The 19932-nt window shown below is 63.5% G+C and carries 18 protein-coding genes and 1 pseudogene; 9 read left to right on the forward strand and 10 right to left on the reverse strand.

The genetic code is table 11. The features are described from left to right. The first annotated feature begins 81 nt into the window (after positions 1 to 81). From LFT43_RS18410 to LFT43_RS18420, 3 genes and pseudogenes are all read left to right on the forward strand, one after another. The gene (locus tag LFT43_RS18410) at positions 82 to 1266 is read left to right on the forward strand and encodes a Fic family protein (RefSeq protein ID WP_395799294.1); all 1185 of its coding nucleotides are present in this window, start codon (positions 82 to 84) and stop codon (positions 1264 to 1266) included. Between the two features lie 147 nt (positions 1267 to 1413). Continuing rightward, positions 1414 to 1920 (forward strand): peptidoglycan-binding protein, encoded by a 507-nt coding sequence (locus LFT43_RS18415; protein WP_395799296.1) that lies wholly within the window; start codon positions 1414 to 1416, stop codon positions 1918 to 1920. Between the two features lie 259 nt (positions 1921 to 2179). Next, positions 2180 to 2399 (forward strand): annotated as a pseudogene (locus LFT43_RS18420) (hypothetical protein); the annotation flags it as partial. 5 nt (positions 2400 to 2404) lie between these two features. Here the strand turns inward: LFT43_RS18420 and LFT43_RS18425 are convergent. Beyond that, positions 2405 to 2776 carry a hypothetical protein gene (locus LFT43_RS18425; protein WP_395799298.1) on the reverse strand — a complete coding sequence of 124 codons (372 nt, stop codon included), beginning with the start codon at positions 2774 to 2776 and terminating at the stop codon, positions 2405 to 2407. A gap of 469 nt (positions 2777 to 3245) precedes the next feature. Here LFT43_RS18425 and LFT43_RS18430 point away from each other — a divergent pair, with 469 nt between their 5' ends. Then, the gene (locus tag LFT43_RS18430; RefSeq protein ID WP_395799300.1) at positions 3246 to 4121 is read left to right on the forward strand and encodes a PaaX family transcriptional regulator C-terminal domain-containing protein; all 876 of its coding nucleotides are present in this window, start codon (positions 3246 to 3248) and stop codon (positions 4119 to 4121) included. 86 nt (positions 4122 to 4207) lie between these two features. On the opposite strand, the gene LFT43_RS18435 is transcribed toward LFT43_RS18430, so the two are convergent. After that, entirely contained in the window at positions 4208 to 5707 is a 1500-nt protein-coding gene (locus LFT43_RS18435) for an amino acid permease (RefSeq protein ID WP_395799302.1), read from the reverse strand. A 46-nt stretch (positions 5708 to 5753) separates the two neighbouring features. Further along, entirely contained in the window at positions 5754 to 6152 is a 399-nt protein-coding gene (locus LFT43_RS18440) for a RidA family protein (protein WP_395799304.1), read from the reverse strand. A gap of 154 nt (positions 6153 to 6306) precedes the next feature. On the opposite strand from LFT43_RS18440, the gene LFT43_RS18445 reads away from it, so the two are divergent. The 5 genes from LFT43_RS18445 to LFT43_RS18465 are packed head-to-tail and all read left to right on the forward strand — an operon-like array spanning position 6307 to position 12680. Further along, a complete protein-coding gene (locus LFT43_RS18445; RefSeq protein WP_395799306.1) occupies positions 6307 to 7191 on the forward strand; it encodes a fumarylacetoacetate hydrolase family protein in 885 nt (294 codons plus the stop codon). A 5-nt stretch (positions 7192 to 7196) separates the two neighbouring features. Next, on the forward strand, positions 7197 to 7679 hold the full coding sequence (locus LFT43_RS18450; RefSeq protein ID WP_395799308.1) for a cupin domain-containing protein: 483 nt from the start codon (positions 7197 to 7199) through the stop codon (positions 7677 to 7679). A gap of 5 nt (positions 7680 to 7684) precedes the next feature. Next, entirely contained in the window at positions 7685 to 8575 is an 891-nt protein-coding gene (locus LFT43_RS18455; RefSeq protein ID WP_395803157.1) for an acyl-CoA thioesterase, read from the forward strand. A gap of 41 nt (positions 8576 to 8616) precedes the next feature. Then, the gene (locus LFT43_RS18460) at positions 8617 to 10275 is read left to right on the forward strand and encodes an AMP-binding protein (protein ID WP_395799310.1); all 1659 of its coding nucleotides are present in this window, start codon (positions 8617 to 8619) and stop codon (positions 10273 to 10275) included. Positions 10276 to 10289: 14 nt separating this feature from the next. Next, positions 10290 to 12680: a bifunctional salicylyl-CoA 5-hydroxylase/oxidoreductase gene (locus LFT43_RS18465; protein WP_395799312.1), complete on the forward strand. Its 2391-nt coding sequence runs from the start codon at positions 10290 to 10292 to the stop codon at positions 12678 to 12680. A gap of 265 nt (positions 12681 to 12945) precedes the next feature. Here LFT43_RS18465 and LFT43_RS18470 read toward each other — a convergent pair whose 3' ends face one another. The 7 genes from LFT43_RS18470 to LFT43_RS18500 form a co-directional block, all read right to left on the reverse strand. Further along, positions 12946 to 13368 (reverse strand): heat shock protein transcriptional repressor HspR, encoded by a 423-nt coding sequence (locus LFT43_RS18470; protein WP_395799314.1) that lies wholly within the window; start codon positions 13366 to 13368, stop codon positions 12946 to 12948. Between the two features lie 29 nt (positions 13369 to 13397). Then, entirely contained in the window at positions 13398 to 14366 is a 969-nt protein-coding gene (locus LFT43_RS18475) for a DnaJ C-terminal domain-containing protein (protein WP_395799316.1), read from the reverse strand. Between the two features lie 194 nt (positions 14367 to 14560). Beyond that, positions 14561 to 15223 carry a nucleotide exchange factor GrpE gene (locus tag LFT43_RS18480; RefSeq protein ID WP_395799318.1) on the reverse strand — a complete coding sequence of 221 codons (663 nt, stop codon included), beginning with the start codon at positions 15221 to 15223 and terminating at the stop codon, positions 14561 to 14563. A gap of 2 nt (positions 15224 to 15225) precedes the next feature. Further along, positions 15226 to 17094, reverse strand: coding sequence for a molecular chaperone DnaK (gene dnaK / locus LFT43_RS18485; protein ID WP_395799320.1), 1869 nt, complete (start codon positions 17092 to 17094; stop codon positions 15226 to 15228). 353 nt (positions 17095 to 17447) lie between these two features. Further along, the gene (locus LFT43_RS18490; RefSeq protein ID WP_395799322.1) at positions 17448 to 18317 is read right to left on the reverse strand and encodes a DUF817 domain-containing protein; all 870 of its coding nucleotides are present in this window, start codon (positions 18315 to 18317) and stop codon (positions 17448 to 17450) included. Beyond that, positions 18310 to 19131: an oxygenase MpaB family protein gene (locus LFT43_RS18495; protein WP_395799324.1), complete on the reverse strand. Its 822-nt coding sequence runs from the start codon at positions 19129 to 19131 to the stop codon at positions 18310 to 18312. Before LFT43_RS18495 ends, LFT43_RS18490 begins: the two co-directional genes overlap by 8 nt. A gap of 22 nt (positions 19132 to 19153) precedes the next feature. Then, positions 19154 to 19879 carry a TetR/AcrR family transcriptional regulator gene (locus LFT43_RS18500; protein WP_395799326.1) on the reverse strand — a complete coding sequence of 242 codons (726 nt, stop codon included), beginning with the start codon at positions 19877 to 19879 and terminating at the stop codon, positions 19154 to 19156. Positions 19880 to 19932: the final 53 nt, after the last annotated feature.

Here is a 19932-nt window from a genome sequence, read left to right on the forward strand (position 1 = left end):
GACCACCAGGATCTCCATTACTCACTTTTTTGGCATAAAATGTGAATAACGAGCGACTAACTCACCGTTTCAGGAGACTACATGGCTGCTTGGCCCGCGCACGGAAGCAAGACTGTGCCATGGAAGTCATCCGGACGACCGCCCCGCGAGGATCGGGAGTTCACCGAGGTAGAGGTGTCGCTGCCGCCACTCATAGCGGATCTCTGGTTCGAGCCAGGACGTGAAACCATCGTGGCACTCGAAGAGGCTGCAGTTGCGATCGCATCTTTGGATGTAACTGCCGGTACCCGCATGACGGCCGTCAGCGGATTTCTCCTTCGCAGCGAGGCGGTTTCTTCATCCAAGATCGAGCACGTCGACGCCAACCGAAATGACTACGCCCGCGCCATGATCGGGCTGAAGGCAACGGATCAGGCTAATTCGATGGTGGCTGCCGCCGAAGCCGTCCAGAGCATGATCAACGACGCCGGCACCACAGGCGAGGTCAGGCTGGAGGGCCTACTGGCCGCACATAAGACGCTCATGAAAGACGACCCCATGGACGGCAGGCACGCCGGTTCGTTCCGGGACGTCCAGAACTGGATCGGCGGAAGCGATTACTCACCCCGAGGGGCCATCCATGTGCCGCCGCCTGCAGAGCTCGTCCCCGGATTCATGGACGATCTCGTGGGATTCTGCGCCCGGCGAGACCTCCCGGTGATGGCCCAAGCGGCTATTGCACACGCCCATTTCGAATCCATCCACCCGTTCACCGATGGCAATGGCCGTATTGGCCGGGCCCTGATCGGAGCAATCTCCCGTCGGCGGGGGCTGACCAAAAACACCGTAATACCGATCGCTTCGGCCATGGTTGCAGACGTGGAGACTTACTTTTCCTTGCTCAACAATTACCGCAATGGCGACGCAGATCCGTTCGTGCTGTATCTGGCCAAATCCTCACTCCGCGCGGCGAAAGCGGCCCGCGAGTCAGTGGCGTCGCTCGATGCCCTTCCGGCTGCATGGACGGAGGCGGCCCGGCCCCGAAAGGGCTCCGCAGACGAGAAGATCATTCCTTGGCTCTTGGAGCGGCCGGTGTTCGAAGCACACAGCGCCGCATACATCGCAGGCATAGAAGAGCGATCCATCTACAGGGTCCTGGACAGGCTGACCAACGCCGGGATTCTGACGCAGATCACCCAGTCGCAACGGAATCGTGCATGGGCAGCGACCGAAGTCCTAGATGAAGTGGACAGGCTTAACCGGCGTCTGGCTGGACGCGACGCCTGAGTCCACATAGGTATGCGCCGTCCGGGAATCCTCAGGCCAGCTGCCCGCGTCACGTTCCTTTTGCTGTCTACACAAAGTTCATGGCGGCATCCCCGCCATGAACACATAAGCGGCCTAGTCCGCACCGTTTTTCGGGAAGGAAGCCAAATGCTGTCCCAGAAGAAGATTGGGCACCAAAGGGGCCTGACAACGAAAAAGCTGCTCTCATCTGTTCTGGCCGTGTTGGCCTTGTCAATGGGACTGGCCACTATGGGCACGGCCCCGGCGACCGCATCGACCCCGCAATGCACGAGCCAAAGCCAGATCCCCATGTTCAGCGACGTGGCCGGCAGGAACTACAAAGTGTGGATGCCGGTCTACTCCGGCCAGATCAATTGTTGGTTGGCGCTCCGCAGCAACAGTTCAGCGGTGAAGGCCCTGCAGAGTTCCTTGCGGGCCTGCAACGGCCAGAACATCGCGATCGACGGCTCCTATGGACCGGCGACCCAGCAGGCGGTCCGGAATGTCCAGACCCGATGGAACAGCACTCACTCAACAAAAATCCTGGTCGATGGTATCTACGGATCCCAGACCCGGCACGCAATGATGTGGTACGGATACAACCCCTTGCTTGGCTACCTATGCCAATACGAGCAGGACAAGGGCGGCCTCTGAGCCGAAACCACACAGGCTACCAACCGCGTTACTTACCCTGGACGCCGACCGGGCCACTCTAGAAATCGCCAACCCCGCACAGGTGGAGATGATCGACAGGGTCGAGGCCCGCGGCGGGCCCAGCGCCAGACTCCGGGTGGCATTCGAGGTGGACGACTCCGTGAGCACCGCCGAGGAACTCATCGCATCGGGAGGATCCCTGAACGGAGAGCCCGCGAAACCCCTTGGGGGTCACTGCACTCGAGACTCACAGGCCCGGCTGGATCCATTGTGGAACCCGGCTTCGGAGGCGCAAGCCGTGGACCGCGCCCACAGGATCTGGCAGGCCAGGAACGTGCTGGTCTACCGCCTGGTGGCAAAGGACACCGTCGAGGAAAAGGTCATGGCGCTCAAGGCCAAGAAGTCACAGCTGTTCGCGGATGTCATGGAAGGCGATGCCTTGGCCGGCGGAAGACCTGGCGGGGCTGTTCGCGGAGTAGGTTGCTTAGGTGGCGCGAGTAGATGAATCCGAGGTAGCTTCATCCACGAATGGCACCCTGGCAACATATTGCTGGTAAAGCTGGACGGCATCTTCAAGACGGATATGCCCAAAGGAAAGGGCTGCTTCCAGCCCTGCCAATTCTGCACTGCAAGCCTCCGCAGCGCTGACCCGTGCAGCTACCTCGTGTGAGTTCGCCAGACTCGTCGCCATTGCTGCTGTTAGAGAAAAGAGTACTGCTGCCAGGCATAGGACGCGCCACACATACGAATCATCCTGCAAGGAAAGCAACGCCTGGACTCCCTCCGTGAACTTCGTACCGCCTACCGCGGGTCCAACCGTAAGGGCTGCCGCCACTGAACTGCCGACAACACTCATGTTGGTCAGTCTGTTCCTACGGGGCCGGGCGCGTCGGAGAAAGGACTTGATACTCGATCGGCGCTGTTCGATAAGTTCAGAAAGCTGCTGACGGGTTCCTGGGTCTTCCCTCATGACATCCTCCGCACCGTACCGTTTGGGAATGATGGCCTCATTTTGGCAGTCACTCGGAAATCTGTACATAGGCGCAGCAGGCCCCAGTTAGAGACGTCGCTCCGCTGTCGAATGGCATCGACGATGAACACGACTCCTTCCAGCGCGAGCGGTATCTGACCCTTCAATCGGCCGGGCGCCGGCCATCTATATCAAGTTCCGAACGGCCGTCACTTGATGTATACAATTGAACGCGGCCAGAGCACTACAACGTCCCTGAAAGGGGAACCGTGGAGGGCACCGAAGCGCCGCCAGTGATGCACGCAAGCATCGACGGAACTGTGGAATGGGATCGGGGCTCTGAAACGTGATGGACATGCCCACTCCCCCGGTGCGCCACCAGCAGCTGATCGTCACCATCTACGGGCTCTACGGCCGCAGTTCGGGCGATGCCCTCCCTGTTTCCGTACTGATTTCCATGCTGGGCGACCTCGGCTACGACGCGCCGGGAGTCCGTTCCTCAGTCTCGCGGCTCAAAGCCAAGGGTGTCCTCAAAAGTGTCCGCCAGGACGGCGTCGCCAAATACGAACTGTCCGACACTGTTCTGGATGTTTTCCGCGAGGGCGACCGGAGAATCTTCGCCGCCGATCGCTCCGCCCAGCTGGAGTCCTGGGTCCTCGCGGTGTTCTCCGTCCCCGAGTCCATGCGGAACCGCCGGCACCAACTGCGTTCCGAGCTGTCCGGGCTCGGTTTTGGATCCGTGGCATCAGGGGTCTGGATAGCGCCGGCCCAAGTCCTCGACCAAGCGCGCGAGCGGCTTGCCTCGCGCGGTCTCATCCAGTTTGTGGACTTCTTCCGCGGCGACTACCTTTTTGAGGGCCCCATGCGGCCGAAGGTGGCCGAATGGTGGGATCTGAAGGCTATCGACGAGCAATTCGCCGAGTTCTTGGATCTCTACGAAGGGGCCGGAGATCTTTGGGCCGCACTGGTAGGAGATGATCCCGAGGCCGCCCTGGCCAACTCGACGGCCCAACTGCGCCGGGATGCTTTCCGCTACTACATTCCCATGCTGACCCTGTGGCGCCGCTTCCCGTACCGGGACCCGAACCTGCCGATGGAATACCTCCCGAAGGACTGGCGGGGGCCAGCGGTTCGCGAGACGTTCCAGGCGGTTCATCGCCTTGCCGCGCCCCTCGCGGCAGCACACGCACACGCACTCATCCACGGCAGCATCGACCTGGTGGCGCCTTAGCGCCTGGCGCGCGAGTCCAAGGACACGGGAGGACCGGGCCGCAATGCGGCCGGTCCTCCCCACGCCCAAGGAGGGCGCGCCCCTGCCTAGGAGTGCGCTGCCCCATTCAGGTTCCGCTCGGCGTCGGAGCCGGACCCGACGACGGCGGACCCGGCGGAGGTGCCTTTGTCACCGGTTGCAGAACCGGCGACGTCGGACTCCGCAGTGCCCGAAGGGGCCTCTTGGCGGCCCCTCTTCAGAACGAAGTAGAGGACGACGATGCACATGGCGAACGGGACCCCGAAGATCAATGTCATCTGGAAGGCCTCGACGAAGAGCGTCGTGACCATCACGGCGACCATGAGGATGACTCCAGCCCAGGACGCCGCCGGGTAGAGCCGAAGCTTGTATGACAGGGCTGTCCCGTCACGCTTCGCAGAGCGTCGGAATGCCAAGTGGGTTACGAAGATCATGAGCCACGTGGCCATGGCCCCGAACATCGACAACGCCATCATGAAGGTGAAGCCCGACTCCGGGTTCATGGCGTAGACGCAGGCCGCGACCGCGATTCCACCTGTGCAGAGGATCAGTGCGTTGACCGGGGATCCGTTCTTGTGAAGCCGCCCGAACACGGCGGGCGCCTGCCCTGCCCGGGACAGGCTGAACATCATGCGGGTGGAGATGTAGAGCTGCGAATTCATCGCTGATAGAGCAGCCACAATCACCACGACGTTGATGACAGAGTCTGCGAACGGGATGCCGATGACCTGCATGACGGTGACGAAGGGGCTGTTTCCGGCGAGGATCTGGCTGACGGGCGCAATGGCCAGGATCAGCGCCAGGGTCAGGATGTAGAAGAGAAAGAGACGGAATACCGTGACCTTGAATGCCTTCTTGACCGCCGTTCCCGGATCCTTCGCTTCACCCGCAGCAATCGCGATCATCTCCACCGAGAGGTAGCTGAAGATCGCGACGATCACGGCCACCCACATGCCGGACACCCCGTGGGGGAAGAACCCGCCCTCGGCGGTGTAGTTGTGGAGGCCGTAGCCGGCCTCTTGCTTTCCAAAAACCAGAATGGCGGCAAGCAGGATGAATCCCATGATGGCGAACACCTTGATGCTGGAGAACCAGTACTCCAGGGTTCCGAAGGCCTTGACGTTGAACATGTTGACGGCAATGAGAACCCCGGCAAACAACAGGATCCAAACCAGCGGAGGAATTCCGGGGAACCACAGCTTCATGTAGTCCCCGATCGCAAGGACCTCAGTGCCCACGGCCAGTACGACGCAGGACCAGTAGAGGTACTTCACCAGGAATCCCGCGAGGGGCGAAATGTAGTGCTCGGCGAAAGCCCCGAAGGATCCCGTCGTCGAATGCGCCACGGTCATCTCAGCCAGCGCGCCCATCAGCATTACGGCGATCAGGCCACCGATTGCATAGCTCAGCAAGACGCTGGGCCCTGCGAAGGATATTGCGAACTTGCTTCCGAGGAAAAGCCCGGTGCCGATCGCGCCGCCCAGCGCGATCATGGTCAACTGGGGACTGGTGAGTTCGCGTTTCAGTCCGCGCTCACGGTTCTTAATCAGGTCGAAGCTTTGTGACATCGTTGTCTCCTTTGCTCGAAACTTTCTTGGATGTTGCGCCTCTTGGCTAGCGCTCCGGAATGACGGCGATGCCTTGGATCTCGATGAGGGCTTCCTTCTGCCAAAGCCGCGTGACGCCGATTCCGGCCATGGCGGGATACTCGGATCCGGCCATTTCGCGCCAGATTCGTCCGATCTCGCGGCCGTTGGCCATGTAGTCGTCCACGTCGGTGAGGTAGATGGTCACACTGACCAGGTCCTCGGGTAATCCGCCGGCCTGGCGCAGGGTGGTCAGCACGTTGGAAAAAGCCTGCGTGAACTGTTCTACGATCCCGCCGGGAACGATGTTCATTTCCTTGTCCAGGGCCGTCTGCCCACCCAGGAACAAAGTGTTTCCGGCGAGCATTCCGTGCGCAAAGCCTGACGGCTTCGGGAGCGACCCGGGATTGACGGTCTTGTGGCTCATGTTGTTCCTCCTCTTGATGGCGGCTGCGACATGTTCGAAAAAACCCCTGTGCAGATCATCCCCGCCGTGCTACGTTGAGCATATGTGACGATCGTAAAAAAGTCGACACATCGGGAAAATGTAGGGATTGCTGGGAGACGAAGGGACATCACGTATGAAACTGGCCACTTTGCGGACGGCGGACGGGGGCACGACGGCGGCGCTCGCCACGGGCGGGAACAGTTACGTTCCGCTGCCGGCCAACGACGTCGGAGCCCTCCTTGCAATCCGGGACTGGCGCGCGCTCGTGGAAGCTGGTCTCGTTGCAACCTCCGGAGAGGTCGTTTCTGCACCTGTTGGCGAACTGGCACCTCTGCTTCCGCGGGCCGGAAAGGTCATCTGCTGCGGGCTGAACTACGGAGACCACATCCAGGAGATGGGCCGCGCGTTGCCTCAATACCCCACGCTTTTCGCGAAGTATGCGGACACCCTCACTGGCCCGGCCGACACCATCCATGTCCACGGCAGCGCGAAGGTCGACTGGGAAGCCGAGCTGGCCGTCGTCGTCGGCTCCGAGCTGTTCCGCGCAGATGAAGACGAAGCGCGGAAGGCCATCGCGGGATACACGGTGGCCAACGACATTTCCATGCGCGACTGGCAGAACCGCACGCTGCAGTGGTTCCAGGGCAAGGCGTTCGACGGAACCACCCCCGTGGGGCCGGTCATGGTGACCGCGGACGGGATCGACGCCGATTTCGAGGTCCGCGGCTATGTCAACGGCGAGCTAGTGCAGTCCGGGAACACGGGCACCCTGGTGTTCGGCCCCGCGCGCCTGCTCTCCTACATTTCCCAGTTCACAGTCCTGCGTCCAGGAGACCTCGTCCTCACCGGGACCCCGGGCGGAGTGGGCATGGGCATGACTCCCCCACGGTTCCTGAACGACGGCGATGTCCTCACCACCGAGATCTTTGGCATTGGCCGTTTGGAAAACACCATCCGGATCCACGCCGCCGCCTCATCCAAGACAACCAGGACATCCACAAGCACTTCAAAGGAGTGAGCATCATGAGCGAAACCGCTACCGAGTACCGTACCGAAGGCGACAACTCCATCTACGCCCAGCCGGACGGCAAAGTGATTCCCGTCGTCACCCGCGCCGGCGAAGAGGACACCAACACGGCCCAGTCCGGCGACTGTGTCCGCATCTCCGGCGTCAGCATCCAGCACACGCCAGCCACCAAGATCTGGTTCGGCCAGGTCTCCAACGTTCCCGGCTACCGCTCCCTGCCGCACCACCACGGCGAGGCGGAAACCGGCGGCTACGTGCTCCGCGGCCACGGCCGCATCTACTTCGGCGAGAACTACTCCGAGTTCTTGGACATGAAGACGGGCGACTGGGTATTCGTCCCGCCGTTCATGCCGCACGTCGAGGCGAACATGTCCGTCACCGAAGAACTCGTGTGGCTGACCGCGCGCACCCCGGAGAACCTGGTGGTCAACCTCGAGGACGTTGCCGACGAGACCCTCGCCGGCTTCCGCAGGGCCTGATGGACATATCCACCGGAATCCTGACCTCGGAGACGTTCCTCAAAGCCATCGAGCTGACGGCGGTCCCGGCCCAGATCCACGACGAAGCCTACGAAGCCACCTCGCAGTACGTTCCATGGCCCAAAGCCTACGGGGGAGACATGGTTGCCCAGGCCGCGGCAGCGATGATGCGCTCGGTCGACGCCGACCGCGCGCTGCATTCCATGCACAGCTACTTCATGCGCCCCGTGGAGATAGGGGCCACGGTCCGCTACGAGGTTGAACGCCTCCGCGACGGTCGTGGGTATTCGACCCGCAGCGTCCGTGGACACCAGAACGGCAAGACCGTGTACGCGGCGATGGGTTCTTTCCAGGTACCCGAAGACGGCCCGGACTTCCAGCCCGAGGCGCCATCCGCCGTCGAACCCGAATCCCTCCGCAGCGCCGCCGAGGTGCTGCAGGGGGTCGAAGGACCCGCTGCCGAGTACTGGTCCTCGAAGCGCAGCTTCGATATGCGACACATTCCCGGGCCGGTATATCTGCAGGTGGAAGGGGATTCCGTACCGCATCAGGCCATCTGGGTGAAAGCCTTCGAGCAACTGCCCGACGCCGGTGACGAACAGGCCACCGCCGATCTGCACCGGGCGGCACTGGCCTATGTCTGCGACTACACCATCCTTGAGCCGCTGCTCAGGGTGAACGGGCTCCACTGGTCCAGCCCCGGACTCGCCACCGCCAGCCTGGACCACTCCATGTGGTTCCACCGGGACGGCCGCGCCGACGACTGGGTCTTGTACGCCCAGGAGGCCGTATCCGGGCAAAGCAACAGGGGGCTGGCCACGGGCCGCTTCTTCGACAGGCAAGGGCGCCTGCTGGCGACGGTGGCCCAAGAAGGCATGATCCGCGCCGGCTCCTGAACCCTTTTGACTTATCCGCCGCATTACTGAAAGGAGTGGCCATGACAATGTTGAGATCAGCCCACGTGGACACCTTCACCCGCGACCATCTGCCGCCGGCCGGCACGTGGCCGACCCTAGAATTCACCCTGCCGGAACTCCAGTACCCGGCGACGCTCAACGCAGCAGCGGTACTCATTGACGACGCCGTCGCAAACCACGGTTCAGAGCGGACCGCCCTGCGAACCCCCGACGGCGCGGTCTGGACTTACGGTGAACTGCAGCAACGCGCTAACCAAGTCGCGCAGGTCCTCGCCGAGGACTTCGGCGTGGTGCCCGGAAACCGCGTCATGCTGCGCGGGCCGAACAATCCCTGGATTGTCGCGGCCTGGCTTGGCGTGCTCAAAGCCGGGGCCGTCGTTGTCACCACCATGCCGATGCTGCGTTCCAGCGAGGTCGGCACGCTCATTAGCCTCACACGTCCTACCGTGGCCATCTCGGACCACCGGTTCATGGACGAACTGCTCGCGGCGGCAGGAGAGGACACCGCTGTCCTCTCCTACGGATCCGACGACGCCGGCGACCTCACGTCCCGCGCCGCCGCCAAGAGCGGCGAGTTCACGGCCGTGCCCACCTCGGCCGACGACGTCGCGCTGCTCGGCCCGACGTCGGGCACAACGGGAACGCCCAAGATCACCATGCATTTCCACCGTGACATCCTCGCGAACGCCGACACGTTCGCCCGCCACATCCTGCAGCCAACCGCCGACGACGTGTTTGCCGGTTCACCGCCCCTCGCCTTCACGTTCGGCCTCGGCGGGCTGGTGGTCTTCCCCCTGCGCTTCGGCGCGGCCTCGCTGTTGACCGAACGGGCCACCCCGGTGGAACTTGCCGAGAGTGCTGCCGCTGCCGGGGCCACCATCCTGTTCACCGCACCCACCGCTTACCGGGCCATCCTCAAGGAGGGCCGCGGATCGTTGCTCCGCGGGCTCCGGGTGGCGGTCTCGGCGGGCGAACACTTGCCCAAGGAAACATGGGAGGCCGTCCGGGAGGCCACAGGCCTCCGGCTCGTCAACGGCATCGGGGCCACCGAGCTGTTGCACGTGTTCATTTCCGCGTCCGGGGACGATATCCGGCCCGGCACCACCGGCCGGGCCGTTCCCGGGTTCAGGGCAGCCATCCTCGACGACGAAGGCCTGGAACTAGGACCCGGGGCCGTTGGCCGGCTCGCCGTCATCGGCCCCACCGGATGCCGCTACTTGGACGACCCACGGCAATCGAACTATGTGGTCAACGGCTGGAACGTCACCGGCGACACCTTCACGAAAGACGAGGACGGGTACTTCACCTATCAGGCCCGATCGGACAACATGATCGTCTCCTCCGGCTACAACATCGGTGCCCCAGAGGTGGAAACCGCCATCGACCTGCACCCGGATGTAGTGGAGAACGCCGTTATCGGCCGGCCCGACGAGGCACGCGGCAGCGTGGTCTGCGCCTTTATCGTCCTGCGCGAAGGCGTCAGGGGCGATGACGCCAAGCGCAAAGAAATCCAGGACTTCGTCAAACGGACGATCGCCCCGTACAAGTACCCGCGGGACATCCGGTTCGTTGACGAACTTCCCCGCAATCCAAGCGGCAAGCTGCAGCATTTCAAGCTGCGTGACCGCATCAACAACGACCCCGAACAGCTTGCCGGCGCAGGCCTGGGCCAGGCCTGAGAAGGAGCAAAAGCATGAAAATCGCAATCGTAGGAGGCGGTCCCGGCGGCCTGTACTTCGCAGCATTGATGAAGCAACTCGACCCGTCGCATCACATCACCCTCTGGGAACGCAACGCCGCCAGCGACACTTTCGGTTTCGGCGTCGTATTTTCCGATGAGACGCTCGGCGGCATTGGCAACGCCGACGCGGTCGTGGCCGAGTACATGAGCCGGCGCTTCGCCCGCTGGTCCGACATCGACATCCACTTCGGCGGGGAAACGGTGACTGTGGGAGGCCAGGGCTTCGCGGCCATGAGTCGCAAGGAACTGCTGGAACTGCTTCAGCGCCGGTGCGCGGAGCTCGGCGTCGACCTGCGTTTCCAGACCGTCGCGCCGCCCGTTGAGGAGCTTGAGGCCGGCTATGACCTGGTCCTCGCCGCGGACGGCATCAACTCCCAGATCCGCGCCAAATACGCGGACTCCTTCATTCCAAGCCTGGACCTGCGGCCCAACAAGTTCATGTGGCTGGGCACAGACCAGGTTTTCGAGGCGTTCAAGTTCTTCGTCAAGGAGACCCAATGGGGAGTCATGCAGATCCATGGCTACCCTTACTCGGACGAAGGATCCACATTCATTGTCGAAATGCACGAGGACGTGTGGCGCGCTGCCGGTTTCGACGAGACCGCGGCCGACGTCTTCCCGCCAGGCGTGTCCGACGAGAAGGCGATCAGCAAGATCCGTTCCATCTTCGCCGAGGAACTCGATGGCTACGAGGTCCTGTCCAACAACTCCAAATGGCTCAACTTCACCACCGTGCGCAATCAAAGCTGGCGCCACGGCAACGTGGTGTTGCTCGGCGATGCGGCACACACCGCACACTTCTCCATCGGCTCCGGAACCAAACTGGCCATGGAGGACTCCCTCGCCCTGGCCGCGTGCCTGCACGAGCACCCGGATGTGGAATCCGCGTTGTCCGCCTACGAAACCGAGCGTCGTCCGGTGGTGGCCTCCACCCAGCGCGCTGCCCAGGCTTCACTGGAATGGTTCGAGCGGATCGCCCAATACAAGGAGCAGGACCCGACCCAGTTCGCCTTCAACCTCCTCACGCGCAGCCGCCGCATCACCCAGGAGAACCTGCGCCTGCGCGACCCGGAATTCGCCGACGCCGTGGACCGCAACTTCGCCCAATCCCAAGGACTGGCAGAAACTGCCCCGGCCATGTTCCAGCCGTTCCGGATCGGCGGACTGGAGCTGAAGAACCGCATTGTGGTCTCCCCCATGGACATGTACTCCGCGGTGGATGGCGTCCCGGGCGACTTCCACAAAGTCCACCTAGGGTCGAAGGCACTTGGCGGCGCCGGACTGGTTATGACCGAAATGGTGTGTGTTTCCGAGACCGGGCGAATCACCCCCGGCTGCACCGGCCTGTACACGGACGGCCAACGCGACAGCTGGAAGGAAATCGTGGACTTCGTCCATGCCAACTCAACGGCGAAGATCGGTGCGCAACTTGGGCACTCCGGCCGCAAAGGCTCCACGCGGCTGATGTGGGAAGGCATCGACGAGCCGCTCGAATCCGGCAACTGGGACGTCGTCGGACCGTCGGCGCTGCCTTACGGTCCCGGCAACCAGACGCCTGTTGAACTCGACCGCGCAGGCATGGAAACCATCAAAGCCCATTTCGTGGATGCTGCCCGTCGGGCGGATGAAGCAGGTTTCGACCTTCTGGAGCTCCATGCCGCGCACGGCTACCTGCTTTCCTCATTCCTTTCGCCGGTGTCCAACCGCCGCACGGACGAATATGGTGGCAGCTTGGAGAACCGCCTGCGGTTCCCCTTGGAAGTGTTCGACGCCGTCCGCGAGGCTTGGCCTGTCAGCAAGCCCGTGACGGTGCGCATTTCGGCCACCGACTGGATCGAAGGCGGCAACACCTCGGATGACTCGCTCGACATCGCGCGGGCATTCGTGGCCCACGGCGCAGCGGGCATCGACGTCTCAACCGGCCAGGTCGCCAAGGAAGAACAACCGGCTTTCGGCCGCAGCTACCAGACCCCTTTCGCCGACCGCATCCGGCAGGAAGTCGCCGCACCGGCGGGAGCGGCCGTTATCGCCGTCGGCGCCATCTCCAGCTACGACGATGTCAATTCCATCCTCCTTGCGGGACGGGCAGACCTCGTGGCACTTGGCCGCACTCATCTGTTCGACCCCCAGTGGACGCTCCACGCCGCGGCCGAGCAGGAATACCAGGGCCCCGGAGCGCAATGGGTGCCGCAGTTCCGCGCGGGCCGACGCAAACCGCCGAGCTCCGGCACGGATGCCGTGAGGCCTAGGCTTTCGCTCTTGAAAGAGCCTGATTCCGACGCCGACAACACGCACCTGCGCTGGACTCCGAGATCAGTCTCCGCGCCCGCACTGGCGACATAGGCTGGACCGCATGGCTATCATCCACAGAGCAACCCTGCGACCCAGCAAAGTGGAACACCCGGTAGCGCAGTCCCCGCGCTGAGCCCGGCAGCCCCGATCAGCCAGGACACCATCACAAGCATCGACGCCGGTGAGCTCACACTGCTGGTGAACCGTGTCCTGGATCCGGGGACACAGGGTTCGGAAGATTCTGCTGCCCTGAGGGGTACTTGGGCCGGTCAAAGCAGCCCTGTGCTGCTGGCGTCCCTGTCGCAGGCCTAAAGGGTTACTCCCCCGGACGCGGTCGCCACACCACAACTGCCTGGGACCGCGCCCGGGGGCGCTGCCCGCGGGCCAGGCTGACGACGTCGCCCGCTGCTCCTGCCGCGAAAATACGGGCCTCCATCGGGCCCCGCCGGCGTTGCAATTCCTCGCTCAGCTCGGCTACGCGGTACTGCAGCGCGGCCACTTGGTTTTCGAGATCGAGGATGCGCTTGATGCCCTCGAGCGAGACACCTTCGTGGGAGAGCCGCTGGACTTCACGCAAGCGGTCGATATCCCGCTGGGAGTAGCGCCGGGACTTGCCCGGTGCACGGCTCGGTGACACGATGCCGAGGCGGTCGTACTGGCGCAGGGTTTGCGGGTGCATGTCAGCCAGTTCGGCCGCGACGGAGATGACGAAGATCGGCTGGTTGATGTCGATGCCCATGACTACGTCCCTCCTGTGTGTCACTGCCGCTACAAGCGGGCCTTGGCGGCCAGGTCGTGGCGCGGATCGGCGTCGGCGGTGGCCGCTGCGAATGCCTTGACGGCTTCCTCGGCCTCTTTGTTGAGGTTCTGCGGGACGGCGACGTCGATGGTCACGAGCAGGTCGCCGGTGCCCTTCGTCGTCTTGACGCCGCGGCCCTTGACCCGGAGGGTGCGCCCGGAAGGCGTGCCGGCCGGGACGCGGACGGTGACACTGTCACCGTCGAGCGTTGGCACGTGGATGTTGGCACCCAAGGCGGCTTCGCCGAAGGTCACCGGCACGTGGATGCGGATGTTGTCAGCATCGCGGATGAAGAAATCGTGGGGCTTGACGTTCACCGTGATGATGAGGTCCCCATTGCCTGCCGCACCCGGATTGCCCTTGCCGCGCTGGCGGACTTTCTGGCCGTCCCTGATGCCCGCGGGAATCTTGACGTCGATGACGTTGCCGTTACTTTCGCGCAGGCTCACCGTGGTGCCGTGGATGGAGCCGGCGAAGGAAATGGAGGTGGATGCCGTGCGGTCGCTGCCTTTTTGCGGGGCGCGCTGGAAACCGGTCTGTCCACCACCGAAACCGCCGCCAAACAGGTCGGCGAACTCGGGAGGGATACCGCCGGCACCGGCAGGCTGACGTGCGCCGCCGCCGAAAAGTCCGCCGAACAGGTCCTCGAACCCACCGTTGGCCGGCCCTCCGCGTCCTGCTGCCCCCGGAGCGAATCGTGCCCCGCCCATGGCACGGATGGCATCGTACTGCTGACGCTCCTCGGCATCCGAGAGCACCGAATAGGCCTCCGAGATGTCCTTGAACTTCTTCTCGGCAGCAGCATCCCCGGAATTGGTATCCGGATGATACTTCCGCGCAAGCTTGCGGTACGCCTTCTTAATGTCAGCGTCAGAGGCGTCCTTGGCGACACCAAGGATGGCGTAAAAATCCTTCTCAACCCAGTCCTGGCTGGCCAAGGGCATTTCCTTTCAAATCAACAAAAGCGTTACGGCGAGATTACCGCTGAGCCGTAGCGGATGAGGGGGCCCGGGAGTGGCATCGGGCCTGCCTGCCGAAGCCGGGTGGCCAAGGATCGCAGATCCTAGGCCACCCGGCGAAGGGGCGGGGCCCTCATCCGCGAAGGCGCGGTGAGTACAACTAGGGCGGAACCCTAAGCAGGCACAGCCACAATTACCTGAGCAGCACGCAGCACTCGGTCGCCGGAGCGGTAGCCGGAGCGCAGCACTTGGCTGACTGTGTCGACTTCGATGTCCTCGCCCGGCTGCTGGATGAGGGCTTCGTGGATCGTGGGGTCGAAATCGACACCAGTTTCCGCGATGCGCTCGAGGCCGTACGTTTTCAGCGCGGTCTCCAGCTTGGCGGCGATCGCGGCGAACGGGCCGTCCACGAGGTCACCGTGCTGGCGGGCAGCGTCGACGTCGTCGAGCACCGGCAGCAGGGAGTTCAGGACGCCGATGACGGCCATTTCCCCTGCGACGGCGCGGTCGCGTTCCACGCGCTTGCGGTAGTTGACGTACTCAGCCTGCAGGCGCAGGAGGTCGTTGCGGAGTTCCGCGGCCTCTGCTTCTGCCGCGGCACCGGGGGCTACCGACTCTTCAGCCGGAACCTCGATGCCGTTGAGGATTTCCTCAGCCTGGGACAGGGCGTCGCCCTCGGCGGCAGCGGCGTTGGAATCAGCTGCCGATCCCTGAGGATGGCGGGCGGCCCCGGTCTCCGGGTCAACCTTGCGGTTGTCGCGGATGACCGGCTTGTGCTGCTCGTTGCCCTCGTTGTTGGAAGGTGAGTGCTCTGCTTCGTTGCCGTGGTGGGGCATGGTTACTTCTTCTTTTCGTCTTCGTCGATGATCTCGGCGTCGACGATGTCCTCATCGGCAGCCTTGGCACCGGCGTGAGCGCCCTCAGCACCGGCGGCGCTGCTTGCACCATCCGGGGAACCGGCGTGCGAGTAGATCGCTTCGCCGAGCTTCGACTGCGAGTGCTGCAGCTTCTCGAAAGCGGTCTTCACTGCGGTGTCGTCGGTGCCTTCGAGGGCCTTCTTGAGGGCGTCGACGTCGGCCTTGACCTCGGTCTTGACCTCTTCGGGCAGCTTGTCGTCGTTTTCGGCGATGAGCTTATCCACGGAGTAGGCGAGCTGCTCGGCAGTGTTGCGGGTGTCGGTAGCCTCACGGCGTGCCTTGTCCTCGGCTGCGTGCTCCTCGGCTTCACGGACCATGCGGTCGATGTCTTCCTTGGAAAGCGCGGTGCCGCCGGTGATGGTCATCGACTGCTCCTTGCCGGTGCCCTTGTCCTTGGCGGAGACGTGGACGATGCCGTTGGCGTCGATGTCGAAAGTGACCTCGACCTGGGGAACGCCGCGCGGTGCGGGGGCGATGCCGGTCAGTTCGAACGTGCCCAGCGGCTTGTTGTCGCGGGTGAATTCACGCTCGCCCTGGAAGACCTGGATGGCCACGGACGGCTGGTTGTCGTCAGCGGTGGTGAAGGTCTCGGAACGCTTGGTTGGGATGGCCGTGTTGCGCTCGATCAGGTGCGTCATGACGCCACCCTTGGTTTCGATGCCCAGGGACAGCGGGGTGACGTCGATCAGCAGGACGTCCTTGCGCTCGCCCTTCAGCACGCCGGCCTGCAGTGCTGCACCAACGGCAACAACTTCGTCCGGGTTAACGCCCTTGTTGGGCTCCTTGCCGCCGGCGAGTTCCTTGACGAGGTCGTAGACGGCGGGCATGCGGGTGGAGCCGCCCACCAGCACGATGTGGTCGATCTCGGAGAGCTTGATGCCGGTCTCGGCGATGACGTCGTGGAACGGCTTTTTGGTGCGCTCCAGCAGGTCCTTGGTGAGGTCCTGGAACTTGGCGCGGGTCAGCTGCTCGTCCAGGTGGACCGGGCCGTCGGGGGTGACGGAGAGGTACTGGAGGGAAACGTTGGTGCTGGTGGAGGAAGAGAGTTCCTTCTTGGCCTGCTCCGAAGCCTCGCGCAGACGCTGCAGGGCGATCTTGTCCTTGGAGAGGTCGATGCCCTTGACCTTGAGCTGGTTCAGCAGGTAGTCAACAACGCGCTGGTCCCAGTCGTCGCCGCCAAGGCGGTTGTCGCCGGCAGTGGCGCGGACCTGGATCGTGGAGAAGCCGTCTTCGTCCTTGCCGACTTCCAGCAGGGAGACGTCGAACGTTCCGCCGCCGAGGTCGAAGACCAGGATGAGCTCGTCTTCCTTGCCCTTGTCCAGGCCGTAGGCGAGTGCAGCCGCGGTGGGCTCGTTGACGATGCGCAGGACGTTGAGGCCAGCAATTTCGCCGGCTTCCTTGGTGGCCTGGCGCTCGGCGTCGTTGAAGTAGGCCGGGACGGTGATGACAGCGTCGGTGACCTTTTCGCCCAGGTAGGACTCAGCGTCGTTCTTCAACTTCATGAGGATACGCGCGGAGATTTCCTGCGGCGTGTACTTCTTGTCGTCAATAGCAACGCTCCAGTCGGTGCCCATATGGCGCTTGACGGAGGCGATGGTCCGGTCGATGTTGTTGACGGCCTGGCGCTTGGCGATTTCGCCAACCAGGACTTCACCGGACTTGGAGAATGCAACGACCGACGGCGTGGTGCGGCCACCCTCGGCGTTGGCAATGACGGTGGGCTCGCCACCTTCGAGAACAGAAACGACGGAGTTAGTGGTTCCGAGGTCGATACCTACAGCGCGTGACATATGTTGGTTCCTTTCAATGGCCGACGATCGAGATTTCACCCGCTTCCTCAACCGTGAAGGATTTGGAGCCGGGGAGCACTCAACGTTCGGCTAGTTGAGCGTTCTGCACTCAACTGTACTCAGGCCGCACTCAAAGTCAATCCAAAGTTGAGTCAACTACGCTCAACTCAGCATTCGCGGGGCCGAAGAACCCCGGAAACACAGTGATCTTGGGCCCATTTCGCCGTGGGAGAACACCCGACGTCGGGGGCTTGGGGTGAGGGCCGACGTCGAACTCGCGGGAACAGTGCCGGTTCGCGTGAGCGCTCCGGCGACTCCGCAGCGTTCCGGCGATGTCGACGGCGGGGGTTCCGTCAGGCGGAGGCAGACCCGTCCACCTCAGGCGGCGTCGGCTTGTAGACCCATGCCACCAGCACCACGGAGATGATCATCAGGAGGAACCATGAGACAAGCTTGTCCGGGGACACCAAGTGCCAGCCATCCAACTGGCTGGGATACAGCCAGGCATGCGACCACGTTGCGATATTTTCGGCAATCCAGATGAAGAGCGCCACCAGCAGGAATGCCAGGGCCAGGGGCATCCGGAACCGGCGCCGAAACACCCGGAAGTGCATGACGCACCGTCCATAGGTCACGACGACGGCGGCCAGCAGGACCCAGCGGGCATCAACGACGTAGTGGTGCGAAAAGAAGTTCACGTAGATGGCGGCGGCCAGGATCGCTGTGATCCAACGCCTCGGGTATCGGGAGAAGCGCAGGTCAAAAACCCGGTAGACCCGCACCATGTACGAGCCGACCGCAGCGTACATGAAGCCACTGAAGAGCGGGACAGCGCCGACCCGGAGGACCCCATCGACTTCATAGGACCACGAGCCGACATCGGTCTTGAACAGCTCCATGACCGTCCCCACCAGGTGGAAGAGCACGATCACTCTCAGCTCGCGGAGAGTCTCAAGCCTCGTGGCGACCATGAGTATCTGGATGACGACGGCGGCGATCGTCAGGAAATCGTTCCGGGCCAGGCCGGCGTCGGCCGGGTACCAGAGGTGCGCCCCGAAGATGACGGCGAGAAGCGAAGCGCCAAAGATGCATGCCCATGCCTGTTTGAGGCCGAACACGGTGAACTCAGTGAGCTTGGTCCGAAGGCCCCGGGCAGGGGCGCGGCCCAGGAAGCGGCTTGCACTCCCATCAATAAGTTCCTCTACCGCGGTGAGTTCACGCATCGGCGCGCTGCTGGCCCGTCCGCGCTTGGTCCGTCCGATTCCCGGCCGGGCCGAGTTGGCCAAGATAGTAGTTCTTCGGCCAATGCCTGACCTTCTCCGGCAGCTTGGGATAGGCCACGGCCAAGAGGCGCATGGTGCCATCAAAACTGCGCCGATACCACGCATTCCAAGGCAGCCCGAAACCCTCCCGAAGCTGCTCGGGCAGCAGGCCCGCCGTAAGCAAACGGGCCAATGGCATGGTCAGGCGCAACAAGAGCGGCCCACTCGCGGGATACAGGAGTTCGCGGGCAACCCTCAAAGCCGCCGCGTCCAGTTCCAGGTTCCCCAACGATTCTTGCCAGTACCTGGCGAAGGCCGAACGGTCCTCGGGCCAGAGTTCGGGGGGAAGCTGGAGGGCTGTCCCAATCTGCGCGTACTCGCGATAGATACGATCGGCGGTGTCGTCGTCGAGCGTTCCGTGGACTTTTTCGTACACGGTGACGGCGGTGTCGTAGAGGGTCGCCACCACCCACAATTGGGATTGCGCGTCGAAGGCGTTGTACCCCTTGGTGGAATCGTCCGCCGCCCGCCGAACGGGTGCGTGCGCACGGTTCACAGCCCGGCGCACCGCGGCCAATTGCTCCTCGGTGCCATAGACCACGGCATAGACGTACGTCATGGTGGCGCGGAGCCGGTCCAGCGGCCGTTGTGCGAAATTGCTGTGCTCAGCGACGCCGTGACCGACCGCCGGATCGGCGATCTGCATCAGGATGGCGCGGCCCGCCCCGGCGAGCAAAACGCCCTCCGCGCCGATGTCAGCAAGTCCGCGAGCCATTTAGATACTCTACCGTCGGCGTCTACAACCCCACGATCCCCAGCAGGACCTCCAGTTGGTGATCAAACAGTTCGTCCCGGGCCGCGAAGGTATCCGCCCCGTATTGGCCGAACACCTCGAAGCTGACCGCGCCGAAGACCGAGGTCCACACCAGCACGCCCCGGGCCAACGCCGGCTCAGGAACGGCAAGGCCCAGTTCGGCCCGGATGGCCGCGAGGTTTGCGGCAAGAGCAGGAGGAACGACGACGGCGGGCGCCACATCTGCGGCCAGCGCACCTGCGCGGTGGGCGGCGTCGAAGATCCCCACCATCCGGTAAATCACGCGCGTTCCCGGTTCGGTGGTGCGCTCGGCCGGCGCCTGGTATCCGGGCACCGGGCTGCCGAACAGAAGGGCATAACTGGCGGGTTCGCGCAGCGCCCACTGGCGAACGGCCCGCCCGAGGGCCAGGAACCTTTCGCGATAGTGGTCGTCGGGGAGGGAGTCGACGGCGGCATCCACTTCGTCGCCCAGCTCGCCGTAGGCGTCAATCAGGAGAAGAGTCAGCAGCTCGTCGCGGCTCTCGACATACCGGTACACGGCGGAGGACACCACGCCGAGATCCCGTGCCACAGCCCTCAGGGACAGACCCGCGGCCCCATGCAGAGCAAGGTGCTGGCGGCCCAGCCGGATGATGTCCGCCACGGTCCGGGCCCGGGCGCGCGCGCGGGGCGTCGATTGCTTGGCTGCTGCGGCGGGAACGGGGTTCATGCATCCAGCATGCCACAAATGAGAGCACTGACAACAAATGTGAGCAGTGCTCT

This window comes from Arthrobacter sp. FW306-04-A, from assembly GCF_044358315.1.
Classification (GTDB): Bacteria; Actinomycetota; Actinomycetes; order Actinomycetales; family Micrococcaceae; genus Arthrobacter.